General features: G+C 67.4%; 10 protein-coding genes. 4 read left to right on the top strand and 6 right to left on the bottom strand.

Going from position 1 to position 13,291, the window contains the following annotated elements; translation table 11 throughout:
• Positions 1-49: 49 nt before the first annotated feature.
• The 4 genes from E4341_RS11960 to E4341_RS11975 form a co-directional block, all read right to left on the bottom strand.
• The gene (locus E4341_RS11960; protein ID WP_165117521.1) at positions 50-1,753 is read right to left on the bottom strand and encodes an alkaline phosphatase family protein; all 1,704 of its coding nucleotides are present in this window, start codon (positions 1,751-1,753) and stop codon (positions 50-52) included.
• 72 nt (positions 1,754-1,825) lie between these two features.
• Positions 1,826-2,770 (bottom strand): DUF808 domain-containing protein, encoded by a 945-nt coding sequence (locus E4341_RS11965; protein ID WP_165117523.1) that lies wholly within the window; start codon positions 2,768-2,770, stop codon positions 1,826-1,828.
• Between the two features lie 2 nt (positions 2,771-2,772).
• Positions 2,773-3,981, bottom strand: coding sequence for an LL-diaminopimelate aminotransferase (locus tag E4341_RS11970; RefSeq protein WP_055808442.1), 1,209 nt, complete (start codon positions 3,979-3,981; stop codon positions 2,773-2,775).
• A 163-nt stretch (positions 3,982-4,144) separates the two neighbouring features.
• The gene (locus E4341_RS11975) at positions 4,145-6,178 is read right to left on the bottom strand and encodes a TonB-dependent receptor (protein WP_165117525.1); all 2,034 of its coding nucleotides are present in this window, start codon (positions 6,176-6,178) and stop codon (positions 4,145-4,147) included.
• Between the two features lie 124 nt (positions 6,179-6,302).
• Between E4341_RS11975 and E4341_RS11980 the strand changes: the two genes are divergently transcribed.
• Complete coding sequence (locus E4341_RS11980; protein ID WP_240893536.1) at positions 6,303-6,893, top strand: bifunctional 2-polyprenyl-6-hydroxyphenol methylase/3-demethylubiquinol 3-O-methyltransferase UbiG; 591 nt, start codon at positions 6,303-6,305, stop codon at positions 6,891-6,893.
• A 3-nt stretch (positions 6,894-6,896) separates the two neighbouring features.
• Here the strand turns inward: E4341_RS11980 and E4341_RS11985 are convergent, their stop codons facing one another.
• Together E4341_RS11985 and E4341_RS11990 are read right to left on the bottom strand one after the other, a co-directional pair.
• Complete coding sequence (locus E4341_RS11985) at positions 6,897-8,048, bottom strand: glycosyltransferase family 4 protein (RefSeq protein ID WP_165117529.1); 1,152 nt, start codon at positions 8,046-8,048, stop codon at positions 6,897-6,899.
• Positions 8,049-8,051: 3 nt separating this feature from the next.
• Positions 8,052-9,017, bottom strand: a complete 966-nt coding sequence (locus E4341_RS11990; protein ID WP_165117531.1) for a glycoside hydrolase family 43 protein — start codon at positions 9,015-9,017, stop codon at positions 8,052-8,054.
• Between the two features lie 197 nt (positions 9,018-9,214).
• On the opposite strand from E4341_RS11990, the gene E4341_RS11995 reads away from it, so the two are divergent.
• The 3 genes from E4341_RS11995 to E4341_RS12005 all read left to right on the top strand — a co-directional run bounded on the left by E4341_RS11995 (position 9,215) and on the right by E4341_RS12005 (position 13,269).
• Complete coding sequence (locus tag E4341_RS11995) at positions 9,215-9,742, top strand: RNA polymerase sigma factor (protein WP_240893537.1); 528 nt, start codon at positions 9,215-9,217, stop codon at positions 9,740-9,742.
• 109 nt (positions 9,743-9,851) lie between these two features.
• Positions 9,852-10,808, top strand: a complete 957-nt coding sequence (locus E4341_RS12000; protein WP_165117535.1) for a FecR domain-containing protein — start codon at positions 9,852-9,854, stop codon at positions 10,806-10,808.
• Positions 10,795-13,269: a TonB-dependent receptor gene (locus E4341_RS12005; protein ID WP_165117537.1), complete on the top strand. Its 2,475-nt coding sequence runs from the start codon at positions 10,795-10,797 to the stop codon at positions 13,267-13,269. Before E4341_RS12000 ends, E4341_RS12005 begins: the two co-directional genes overlap by 14 nt.
• Positions 13,270-13,291 lie beyond the last annotated feature (22 nt).

Below are 13,291 nucleotides of genomic sequence, written 5' to 3' on the forward strand. Positions count from 1 at the left end.
AGGCCGCCTTCCCCTCAGGAAACACGAGTTGACGGCCGGAAACAGGAGTTTATCTGGCCGCCGCCCCGCAAGTCGCCACGGCAAACCCGTTCAGATCGATGCACCGGCCCTCCACCTGCGGCGCGGCGACGCCGATCACATGGGCAAGCGTGGGGGCGATATCGACGGTGCGGATCGGCAGGAACCGCTCCTCGGCCTTGGCGCCTGGCCACCAGAAGATGATCGGCACGCGGCGGTCATATTCCCACGGCGTTCCGTGTCCGGCCAGGGTCGAGCCCACGCGGCCGCCCGAGGTGGTGTTCTGGGTCCAGGCGAACTGGATGTCGGGCGATCGCTCGGCGACGGTCGACAGCCGCATCCGCTCGCGCACCGTCATCATCTCCGGCTGACGGCTGTCCGGCAGAGGCTCTGCCAGCAGCCGGTCGCGCGTCTCGGCGAAGGCCACGTCCGGTAGGGCGCGCAGCATCTCGACCGCCGCCTCCGCCACCTGTGTCCGCAACGGATCGGGCAGCGACCTGTGATCCGCACCGGCGACCATCCAGCCGCTTCCGCCGGACTGCAGCGGATCGGCGTCCAGGTTGAAGCGCGCCTTCAGCGCGGCGTTGACGCCCTTGATCGCATCGGTGTCGGCGCGGTGCGCCTGCGGATAGCCATTCTCATGCAGCCGCTCGACGAAGTCCGAACCGCCGTGATCGGCCGTCAACACCACCAGCGCGCCGCCGGGAACCTGGGCCAGCTTGTCCAGGAAGGCGCCCAGCGCCGCGTCCAGCCGGTTCATCTGCTCGCACATCTCCGGCCCCTGGGTGCCGTACATATGGCCGATCCGGTCGGTGGCCGACAGACTGACGCCCAGCATGTCGGTCGCCGTCCCCTGCCCCAGCTTCTGGCTGTCCAGCAGATATTCCGCCGCCTTCAGCGTCTGCTCGTCCAGCAATGGCGAGGTGTCGAACTTCAGCCCCGCCGGCGGCAGCACCGAATGGAAGGTCTGGCCGCGAATGGTCCAGTCGCCCGCCAGCGCCCGGCAGTCCGCGTTCTGATAGTCCCAGGCTGTCGGCGTCGCCGCCGTCCAGGCGTTGAAGTCGCTGTTGAACGCCGCAACTGGCGCCAGCTTCGCCTCGGCCGTCTGTCCCGGCTCGACATAGGTGGTCAGTCCAAACCCGTCAGTGAACCAGAAGGCCTGCCCCTGATGACCGGCCAGATTGATCGCCCCGCGATCCTTGCCGGACACCGCCATGACCTTGCTGTCCGGACTGACGGCCTTCAGCCAATCGCCCAGCGTCGTCGCACGCAGCTGATCCGGCCCCACCGGCCCGTTGTCGGTGTCGTCGCGCCCGTGCGCCAGATGGTTCTGCGGCGCGGCCAGACAATAGACCTCCTTGCCGGTCTTGCCGTCGATCCAGTCGTTGGCGGGAATGCCGGTTTCGGCCGGGTGCATACCGGTCAGAACGGTGGAGTGGCCCGGGCAGGTCTCGGTCAGACCGTGGGTCTGATAGCCGTTGATCGACACCAGCCCCTGATCAGCCAACCGGCGCAGGCCGCCGCTGTAGCGGCTGCGATACTGGTTAAAGAGGTTGGCGCTGTACTGATCCACCACGATGGTCACGAGCAGTTTGGGCGGCGTCAGGGCCGCAGCCGATGCCTGAGGCGCGGCAGCCTGAACCGGCGGCTGGGCGACCGGCGCGCCCGCACAGGCAGCGCCCGCGATCGACAAGGCGGCCAGACACGCGGTGGCAACGTGACGCGACAAGGACATGAACAACTCCAAGAACAGCCGTGCGGCCTCTAGCTGTTGCGGATGGCGCCCGCGTGACAGCCCGGCTCGCTCCTAGTGCGATTCCTTGGACCGCAGGCGCGCGACCTGATGCAGGACCAGCACCACCACCCCGCCGACGATCAGCCCGATCACGGCCGAGGCCACGGCCGTCGTCAGCCAGCTCATCACGCCGGCCAAGGGCCCGAACAGTTCGCCGACGGCATGCGACAGATGCTCGACCGGTACCGCCGGCCAGTGCAGCCCCAGCGTATGGGAACCATGCAGCAGAATGCCGCCGCCGACCCACAGCATGGCCGCCGTGCCGATCGCCGACAGGGCGCTCATCACCATCGGCATGCCCTTGACCAGACCCCGCCCCAAAGCGCGCACCCCGCCATTGGGCCGTTGAGCCAGATGCAGGCCGATGTCGTCCATCTTCACGATCAATCCGACCGCGCCATAGACGACGACGGTCATGGCGATGCCGACCACAGCCAGCACAGCGGCCTGGGTCAGGATCGGCTGCGCCGCGACATCGGCCAGGGCGATGGCCATAATCTCGGCAGACAGGATCAAATCGGTGCGCACCGCGCCCGACACCGTCGTCTTCTCCAGCGCCGCTGCATCGCGCGCGACCGGCGCGGCATCCTCATGCCCGCCATGCCCCATCGCCTCCAGCAGCTTTTCCGCCCCCTCGAAACACAGATAGGTCCCGCCGCACATCAGGATCGGGGTGATGGCCCAAGGCGCGAAGGTGCTGAGCACCAGGGCCACCGGCAGGATGAAGATCAGCTTGTTGCGAAACGACCCGAGCGCGATCTTGCTGATGATCGGCAGTTCGCGGCTGGGCGACAGGCCCATGACGTATCGCGGCGTCACCGCCGCATCGTCCACCACCACGCCTGCGGCCTTGGTCGAGGCCTTGCCCGCCGCCGCGCCCACGTCATCCAGCGACGCGGCCGCCAGCTTTGCGATGCCGGCGACGTCGTCCAGCAGCGCGATCAGTCCAGACGGCATAGTCAGTCTTCCCGGCTGGGCGGCACATTGACGCCCTGCGATTTCAGATAGGATTTGATGTTGCGCGCGGCCTGGCGGATGCGCTGCTCGTTCTCGACCATGGCGATGCGCACGAAGCCCTCGCCGTTCTCGCCATAGCCGACGCCCGCCGCCACCGCGACCTTTGCGTGGGTCAGCAACTGCTTGGAGAACTCCAGACTGCCCAGGTGCTTCAGCGCCGGCGGCAAGGGCGCCCAGGCAAACATGGAGGCGGCGGGTTTGGGAATCTCCCAGCCCGCGCGGCCGAAGCTCTCGACCAGCACGTCACGCCGGCGGTGATAGAGTTTGCGGTTTTGCTCGACGATGTCCTGCGGCCCGTTCAGCGCGGCGCACGCCGCCGCCTGGATCGGCGTGAAGGCGCCGTAGTCGAGGTAGGATTTCACCCGCGTCATCGCCGCGATCAGCGTCTTATTGCCGACCGCAAACCCCATGCGCCAGCCCGCCATGCTGTAGGTCTTCGACAGAGAGGTGAACTCGATCGCCACGTCCTTGGCCCCCGGCACCTGCAGGATCGAGACCGTCGGCTTGCCGTCGTAATAGAGCTCCGAATAGGCCAGATCGCTGATGATCCACAGATCGTTCGCCTTGGCGAAGTCCACGACGCGTTCGTAGAAGGCCAGATCGACCGTCTCCGCCGTCGGGTTCGACGGATAGTTCATCACCAGGATCTTGGGCCGCGGCACGGTGAAGGCCATGGCCCGCTCCAGCGCCTCGAAATATTTCTCGTCCGGCGTGGTCGGCACGCTGCGGATCGCGGCGCCGGCGATGATGAAGCCGAAGGTATGGATCGGATAGGACGGATTGGGCGCCAGGATCACATCGCCCGGCTCGGTGATGGCGGTGGCCAGGCTGGCCAGCCCCTCCTTGGAGCCCATGGTGACGATCACCTCGGTCTCGGGATCCACATCGACGCCGAAGCGGCGGCCGTAATAGTTGGCCTGGGCGCGGCGCAGGCCGGGGATGCCGCGTGACGCTGAATAGCCGTGGGCGTCAGGCTTCCTGGCCACCTCGATCAATTTGTCGATCACATGCTGGGGCGGTGGCAGGTCGGGGTTGCCCATCCCAAGATCGATCACGTCCTCGCCCGCCGCACGGGCCGCCGCGCGCATCGCATTGGTCTCGGCGATGACATAGGGCGGCAACCGCTTCATGCGGTAGAATTCTTCGGACATGACAGGCTCGTCGTTGGGATCTGCGGCCGTGGATCGACCGCCTTTAGCGCTTAGCGCGCCAGCGGCCTCGCGCAACAGCGTTGAAGGTCATTTTCACCCGTCAGGCGGACGAAATCTGTGCGTCGCGCAAAAACTTGGTCGAAAAGGCTGCCGGTCAGCGCCCTCAATAGCTCAACCGCAAACCGACGCTGAGCGTTCGCGGCGGGCCGTATCCGGCGACGCCCGCGCCCGTTTCCGACACCTCGACATCCTCGTCGAACAGATTGTCCGCCGCCATCCAGAGGGTCGCGTTTGGCGTGAAGGCCCACTCTGCTCGCACATCCAGCGTCACGGCGGCGTCCAGCACCCGGCTGTTCAGGTCGTCGTCGAACCGGCTCGATTCATATCGTGCCGCCAGGGCCAGGGTCAGTCGATCGGTCGCGCGCCAATCCAGCCCGGCCGTGGCGCTCCACTCCGGCGCCTGTGCGGGGCGCAAGCCGGTCAGCTGCGCAGCGGACGATCCGCCGTCGATCTCGGCGTCGGTCCAGGACGCAGCGGCGTTCAGCGACACGGCTGACGACAGGTCCAGCGCCCCCGTGAGTTCCACGCCCCAGGCGTCGATGGTCCCGGCGTTCTGGCGCTGGCGCAGTACCCCGCCCGCCGGCACGAACCCGGCGCGCGGGAAGGTCGCCGGCCCGGACCCGAGCGTCACATTGACGATGGCGTCCTCGATCTGGTTCCAGAACACAGACGCGCCCCAACGCACGCCCTCGCGGTCGAAGGCCAATCCCGTTTCCACGCCCTTCAACGTTTCCGGCGTCAGGGCGGCGTTGGCCTCGGTGATGTCGTTGCCGACGCGGAATGGCCTATGCAGTTCGTTCAACGTGGCGGGCCTGAACCCGGAATAGGCCGCCGCCCGCGCCGCATAGCCGCCGCCCAGATCACGCCGCACGGCCAGGCGCGCGCTGACCACCTCGCCCGACCGATCCGGATCGCTTTCATTCAGCAGGACGGCGCCGGTCGCCAGCGTGTTCTCCTGACGGAATCCGCCGGTATTCTCCCATCGATCCACCCGCAGTCCGCCGGCCACCAGCCATTCGGCCGCGGTCCAGGACGCATCGACATAGGCGCCGGCCACAGCCGTCTCCCCGCCCGCACGCCGAATACGGGTGAAACCCGCGCCCGTGGGATTACTGAAGAGTTCGTTGGTCTCGCCGTCGTTGAAGCGCGCATCCGCGCCAAGCTCCCACTCCAGCCGTCCACCCGCGAAATCCGCCATGCGTCGGCGCAGCGCCGCATTCAGTCCCCATCCCGTCGCGGGCGTCTTGAACTGATCGTTCGCGGGCGTCGTGGTTGATCGATCGGCCGACACCGAGGCCGAGCTATTGGCCAGATTGCTGTCGATCCGCCACGTCTGCAGCCGCCAGCCATAGCCGTCGGCCAACGGCGTCTGCGCCGCCGTGGCGCTCAGGCTGTGCCCGCTGGCGTTGGCGCGCGTTCCGGCCAGCCCCGATCCGCGATCCTCTTCCCAGGTCGCCGCCCTGACGGACAGGTTCGCCTGTCCCAAGGCCGTATCGACGCGCAGCGCTGCACTTCGGCTGTCGAGATCCAGCGGCGTGTCCGCCGCGCCTGCCGCCGGCCCGCGCACGGGCACATAGCCGTCGCTGACTTCGCGCAACCCGATCAACGTCACCGCTACCAGCCCCACGCGCGTGGACGCCGCCCCCGCCGCCCGTAACCCGCCCCGCTCGGACGCGGAGACATCCAGCGCGCCGCCTTTCCCGCGTTCGCGCAGGGTGATCGTGCCCGTCAGCGCGCCCGCGCCATAGGGGCCCGAGCCCGCCCCCCGGATCACATCCAGGCTCTCCAGAGATTCCGGCGTCGCTTGGGACCAGATGACCCAGCCCCCGAACGGATCGTTCAGCGGCACGCCGTCCAGCAGCACCAGCGTCCGCCCCGCTCCAGACGGCGCGATGGCCCTCAGTGAAATCCCTTGGGTCGTCGGATTGGCCGCCGCGCTGCTGGTGCGTCGAAACAGCGACACCGCCGGCACGGACCGCAACGCCTCGTCGAGACGCGACGATCGGGACAGCACCGCCTCATCGATCCTCACAACGGAAAACGCGGCGTCCGCCGCCGCCGGCGGCAGACGCGCTGCGGTGACGACGATCTCGGGCAGGGCGGTGGGCGTGACGGGGGGAGGAACGTCCTGGATCATGCGCCGTCAGTAGGCGGTCGTTCCGCCACATCAAAGCCCGGCGGCCGGAAACGCACGGAAAAGCGCGAGACAGATCGCCGCCCCCTCGATAACAACCGTATCGAACGGTCCGAGGGGGATGCACGTGGGTCTGGGGACGCTTGTCAGGGGTCTGATCTTAGGCAAGGACGCCGACCGCAGGCGACGATCCGCCAAGGCGGCGCGAATCCGCGCCCTGCCCGATCGCAAGGTCATGGCCGACAGCTATGTTCCAGCGTTGGCGGCCGACGGCGGGCGCATCCTGTGGGTCGGTTGCCGCGAGTATACTCTGGACGACTACGCCTTGCTGGAGGCGCAGGGCGGCGAGGTCTGGACCACAGACATCGATCCGGCGGCCGCACGCTGGGGCCGCGAGGGGCGTCATCGCACCGGCGACGTTTGCGAGGCGGATCGGCTGTTCTCGGACCTGACCTTCGACGCCGTCGTCTGCAATGGCGTGCTGGGTTATGGCGTCGACAGTCCCGACCAGCAGCAGCGCGCCTTGAAGGCTCTGGCGGCCATCCTGCGCCCGGGCGGTCGCCTTCTGCTGGGCTGGAACACCGACAAGATCGCCGATCCCGTCGCCGCAGGATTCATTGATCTCTACTTCCAGGCTGCCGCCTTGGGCGATCAGCCGACGCGCGTGCGGTTCGACGCGGTCACCCACGTTTACGACAGCTTTATCCGAAGAGGCTGAAGCCTAGCCCTGAAGCCGGGTCAGCGACGCCGCCGGCCCCAACAGAGGACGCCTCCGCAGCGTCGGCTTCGGCGTGACAAACGCATTGTCGACCAAGGCCTCGCGCAAGGCGTCCAGCTCGGCGGCGCGCGCGGCCGGCGAATGCACACGCTCGACATAGGCCTGCCCGCCACGCGCCAGGGCCAGACGTTCATCGGGATTTTCGACCAGACGCATCATGGCGCTTGTCAGAGAGCCGGCCTCCTCGACATCGACATACAGCGCATATTCGCCGCTGGCTTCGCGCAAGCCGCCGCGGCCCGACGAGATCAGCGCCGCGCCCGCCGCATGGGCCTCCAGCGCGGCCAGACCTAGGGCTTCGCGCACGCGCGACGGCGTGACCGCGATGGCGGCGCGCTGCGTCATCGCCCGCACCGTGTCCAGCGACGCCGACTTGTGGATTTCGACCCGGTCGCCGAACCGCTCCAGCATCCGCACCTGTGGCGCAGCCCAATCCTGATGCTTGTCCCAGTCGCCCAGCATCAGTGCGCCGCGCCAGTCGGGATGACGATCCAACGTCTCGGCCAGGGCTGCGCAGAACAGGTCCAGCCCCTTGTCCCTCATCGCCCGTCCCGAAAACAGGATCAGGTTCTCGCGCTGCTCGGGCGATGCGCGCCAGGCGTCGCTTTCGATCGGATTGCAAACCGACGAGACGCGCCCGGCCAGACGCGGATAATCCGTTGCGAACTCTTCACCCGCCGCCCGGCTGACGAACACCAGCCGGTCGAACCGCGCGAGGCGTCGACCATATCGCAGACGTTCGATCAAATTGCGCGACGGCTTGATCCGCGTGTGGCGATAAAGAACGTGGATCGCGTCAGGCAGTTGTCTCGCCAACTCCGAGGCCGCCTTCAGCTGTTGATGATATTCCACGATGTCCGGCGACAGTTTCTTCAGAACGTCCATCACCGCCGCATTTCGCGCCTTGCGGCCCAGCCCGGCCGGCACCGTCACCATCTGCACGCCCGCCGGCGTCGGCCCGCCGGCATCGGCGATCAGCGTCACCAGCCGGTTCAAACGGTTGTGCGCCGACAGCGTGCGCACCACTGTCTCCATCGAGTTGGTCTTGTCCGGACAAAAGGTGCAGCCCCGCGGCAGAACGACGGCGATACGCATGGTCTAGCCTTCCTTCCGAACGGAAGCGGTCTCGAAAATCTTGGGATGGACGGCGGCGCCGGTGGCGCGACGACCGCGCGGCCCGTTCAGGCCCAGCAGCCGACGCGCCTTGAAGCCGGCCTTCAGCCATGGCTCCGCCGACGACTGGCGGATGCCCTTCACATCGATGAAGGTGACGTCGCCGTGCCCCGACAGAGTGTGCAAGCCGTCGCCGTACCCGCCCAGCAGATGCCCCGGCTCAAACCGTTTCACGACCACCGCCGAAAACGCGTCCGGCGACAACCCATCGATCCGCAGCAGATTGATCGCCGCGCCATAGGTCACAGCGCAGTCCTGCACCGGCAGATGAAGCGCGCCGTCGTGCAGGAACGCCGAGCCGCCCGGACGCGAGGTCTGAAAACCGCTCAGCACCGGATTGGCCGGATGCGGTGTCCAAGGCCCCGTCAGGCTGTCGGCCCAGGCGATGTGCAGTTCGCGCATCGCCCGGTCGTCCGGTCCGGGCAGGGCGTGGAACATCCACCAACGGCCGTCGTGCTTGACCACCGTCGCATCGATCGCAGCCGCCTCGCCGATGCGGGCCACCGCCTCCCACTGATCCGGGAAACGGACACAGCGATACAGGATCAGCCCGCCGCTCTTGTAGCCTTCCGGCAGCATGTAGAGTTCGCCGCCGTCATCGATCAGGGTCGGATAGGACAGGTGCCAGGGCTCGGACAGGGCCACGCCCTGCCCCACCAGCCGGTCGTCGGCGTCATACTGGCGATAGTGAATCTCGCCGCGGCGCACGTGATAGTCGAACGCCTCGACGAAGACGGTCAGCACCCCGTCGCGCGTGATCCCGAACGGGTCCGCGACATAGGCATGCGGTCCGCAGTCTGGCAGCCAGACGATCTCGTCCGCGCGCGGCTCATGGTCAATGAAGCTGCTTAAGGGACGGCGGATAAAGCCCGAGCGCCAGAGATCGAACACGACGACGCCCTAGCCGACCGAAAGAACCGGGGCCGTCGTGCCGTCATGTCCTGCAAACGCGCGCATCTGGGTCCTGCTCGTCGCCGCGACACGGCGCCTTCATGACAAGGACGCCGCCGACCAACCCTTGCCTCATCAAAATCGTCACGGCATTGAAGGTCTTGGCCCGTCTGGCTGCACGAGAGGACTTCGCCCGTTTGACCGCGCCTGCCGCGCATCCCCTGATCGCCGCCTATCTTGCGCAGCGCGAGGATCTGGCCCGGTTTTGCCGCGCGCGGCTGGGCGGCGCGTCTGGCGACGTCGATGACGTGCTGCAGGACATCTATCTGAAGGTCTCGACGCTCGACCCTGACCCGCCGCCGGACAATCCTCGCGCCTTTCTATTTCGCCTGACCTCCAACCTGCTGATGGACCGCTGGCGATCCGGGCAACGGTCGGCGAACCGCGACGCCCAATGGCGACAACTGAACCATGAGACCGGCGCCGCCGAAGACTTGGACGCGGCCCCTTCGGCCGAGGCGGTCGTGGCCGGGCGCGAGAAGCTGGCGCGCCTTCTCACCGCTCTCGAGACCCTGCCGCCCAGGACGCAGACAGTCTTTCGTCTGCACAAGTTCGATGGGGTCAGCTATGCCGACGTCGCCGTCCAAATGGGCATTTCGCGCAGTTCCGTCGAGAAACACATGATGGACGCGCTTCGCGTTCTCTCCCGCAAGGTTCAACCGTGATGCCGATTCTTTTCACGCTCTGGGGGAATTTGTCTGAAGGTGAAAGCTTGGCGGCGCCGTCTTGCTATCAGGAGGCGCGTTGCACGGCGTTCCTCCAGGCTGGGATCGGATGACCGCACAAACCGACATCGAGGAAAAGGCGCTGCACTGGTTCGTCGTCCTGCGTGACGACGAGGCGCCCGAATCCGCCTGGCTGGAATTCCAGGACTGGCTGGAGGCGTCGCCGACCCACGCCGTCGCCTATGACGCCGTCGAGCGCCTGTGGGTCGATCTGGATGACCATGCCGCCTCCGCACTGACAGAGGCCCCGGTCATCGACCTCGCCGCCGCGCGTGCACGCCTCGCCAAGACGCGTTCGCCCTGGCTGGGCGCGGCGATCGGCATTGCCGCTAGCGTGACGCTGGCGGTCGGCCTGTTCATGTGGCTGACGCCGGGCTCGCAGATCTACGCCACGACCGACGCGCCCCTGACGGTCGCGCTGGAAGATGGATCGCACGTCTATCTGAATCGCCATTCCACCTTGGACGTCCGGTTCGACGGCGACAACCGCTCGGTGTCGTTGCCTGCGGGCGAAGCCGCCTTCGACATCGCTCACGACCCGGCCCACCCTTTCATCGTCGCCGCGGGCGATCATCAGGTCGAGGTGCTAGGCACTGCCTTTAACGTCTTGAACCACGGCGACCGTTTCGCCGTCGCCGTCGAACGGGGCGTCGTCGCCGTCACCCCCGCCAACGCACCCAAGGTCCGACTGGTCGCCGGTCAGGCGCTGGCGCAGAGCGGCGAGCAGACCCCGGCCCTGTCGCAAGTGTCTCCGGACCAGACTTCGCCTTGGCGACAAGGCGTTCTCGTTTATCGCAACCGACCGATGACCGATGTCGCGGACGATCTTTCGCGTTATCTCGACAAGCCGGTCATGCTATCGAGATCGGCTCGGGCGCTGCGTTTCACCGGCGCCCTTCGCATTGGCGATGAGGCCGTGATGTTGAAGCAGTTGCAGGATTTCGCCCCCGTCCGCGTGGACGCCTCGACGCGCGAAGTCCGCGTCAACGCCCGTGAGGCCGGTTAAGGGCGGGCGGCCCCAACGCCTCGCCCTGTCCAAGCCACACGCCGCCGCCCTTCTTCCCAGTCTCTTTCTCTTCGCTACGACGGCCCTGAGCTCGCCGGCGCAGGCGGATGCGCGCCTGCTCGACATCTACATCCCGCGCCAGTCCGTAGACGACGCCCTTCTCGACCTGGCGCTTCAGGCCCGCGTTTCGCTGGGCGGCAGCCTGACGTCGTGCGCCGGCGTCAGCCCCGCGATCAGCGGCCGGATGTCGCTGGACGCTGCCCTTACACGATTGCTGGCGGGCAGCGGATGTCGCTACGCCATCCGCCAGGACGGCGCTGTGATCATCAGCAGGCAAATGAGCGCGGCGCCCGCTCCCGTTCGACTGATCGCCCCACGCCCGGCCGCTCATGTGACGCCGCCAGAAGACGTGGCTCAAGTCAGCGAAGTCGTCGTGACCGCCCCGCGCCGACCCGAACTGATCCAGTCTTCGTCATCGGCAATGACGGCGGTCGGCGCCGACCGCATCACCCGTGCTGGGGTCACGGGCATGCAGGGACTGGACAGCCTCGTCTCCGGCATGACGGTGACCAATCTCGGCCCCGGCCGGAACAAGATCCTGCTGCGCGGCATATCGGACGGCGTCTTCACCGGTCTGACCCAATCGACGGTCGGCCTGTACCTCGACCTGACGCCGGTGACATACGCCGCCCCGGACCCGGATCTGAAGCTGATCGACATCGACCGGGTCGAGGTGCTGCGCGGACCGCAAGGCACGCTGTACGGCACCGGCCCCATCGGCGGCGTCGTGCGTATCGTCACGCGAGCTCCGGCGATGGGCGAAGAATCCCTGTCGCTCTCTGCGACCCGGTCGCGCACTGACGGCGGCGGCTGGAACTCCGACTATGGTCTGGTCGCCAACCTGCCGATCGCCGGCGACCGCGCCGCGATCCGCGCCGCCCTCTATGGCGAGACCTACAGCGGCTATATCAACGACGTCGAACTGAACCTGCGACGGGTCAATGACGGCACGCGGCGCGGCGGCCGGCTGTCCGCCGCGCTGGAGATTGCGCCCGGCTGGACGGCGCGCGCCGGCGTCGTTCACCAGTCCATCGTCACCGAGGACACCCACTACGTCTATCGCGGCCTCGGCCCGCTGAGGCGCGCCAATCTGGTTCGCGAACCCCATCAGAACCGCTTCGACCAAGGCTCGGCCTCCATCGAGGGTCGCGGCGCCTGGGGCCGGCTGAACGCCTCGATCTCGGTCGTCGAGCATGGTTTCAAGAGCCGCTATGACGCCTCCAGCGCCCTTCGTCGCTTCGGATCGGGCTGGCGCATCGGCGCGCTGGACGAAGGCAAGGACATCCATCTGGTCGTCGGCGAGGCCAACTTCGCCTCTCCCGATATTGGTCGCTGGCGTTGGCTGGCCGGCGGTCTGGTGTCGTCCAACACCACACGCACCAATCCCGTCCTGTCCGCCCTGACGCCCGAGCCTCGCGCCATCTATTCCGAGGCGCGACGCGACCGGCTGAACGAGGCCGCGATCTACGGCGAGGCGTCGCTGGACCTGCCCCACGACCTGACCCTGACCGCCGGGGCCCGCTACTACGCCCTTGAATACGACACCACCTCCCTGGTTCGACAGTTCACCCGATCACGATCCTTCGATGGGCGCGGTGAATCCACCGGCATCACGCCCAAGATCGCCCTCGCCTGGCAGCCCAGCGATCGCCTGAACCTGTCCGCACTGATCAGCCAGGGCCACCGCGCCGGCGGCTTCAACACCGCCGGCGTCATCGGTCAGGACTTCAGCGGCCTGTCCGATTCCCCGGCACGCCAGTACAAGCCGGACAGCCTGTGGAACGCCGAGTTGGGGGCCAAGTACCGATCGGCGGACGGTCGCACCCGCCTGCGCGCCGCCGTCTACGCCGCGCGCTGGCGTAATGTGCAGAGCGACCAGTTTCTGCCCAGCGGCCTGGCCTATGTCGTCAACGTCGGCGACGGGGCCGACAAGGGCTTCGAGGTCGAGGCCAACTGGCGTCCCACCGAGACGCTTGAGCTGTTCGCCAACGGGCTTGTCGCCGACCCGCGCATCACCTCGCCCAGCGCGCGGTTTGATTCCCGTCGCGACGCGAGCTTGCCTGGGGTGCCTCGGGCTTCTGCGAATGTCGGCTTCAGCTGGCGGCGTCCGCTAAGCGAGCGTCTTGAACTTTTGGCCGACGGCGGCCTGTCCTACGTCGGCGCGTCGCGCCTGACCTTCGACGGACGCCAGCAATATCGAATGGGCGACTACGGCACGGGAAGACTGGCCTTGGGCGTCGAGGCGTCGGCATGGACCGCCACCGTCTTCGTGGACAATCTGTTCGACACCGAAGCCAACACCTTCGCCTACAGCGACCCTTTCCGCCTCCCCGACGCCCAGGCCATCACGCCTTTGCGTCCTCGCACGATCGGCCTGACGCTGAGGTGGACGCCGCGGTAGCCAAACCCACCCCTGCGCTTCG

It is taken from the genome of Brevundimonas sp. 'scallop', assembly GCF_011045535.1.
In the GTDB taxonomy this organism is placed as follows: domain Bacteria; phylum Pseudomonadota; class Alphaproteobacteria; order Caulobacterales; family Caulobacteraceae; genus Brevundimonas; species Brevundimonas vesicularis.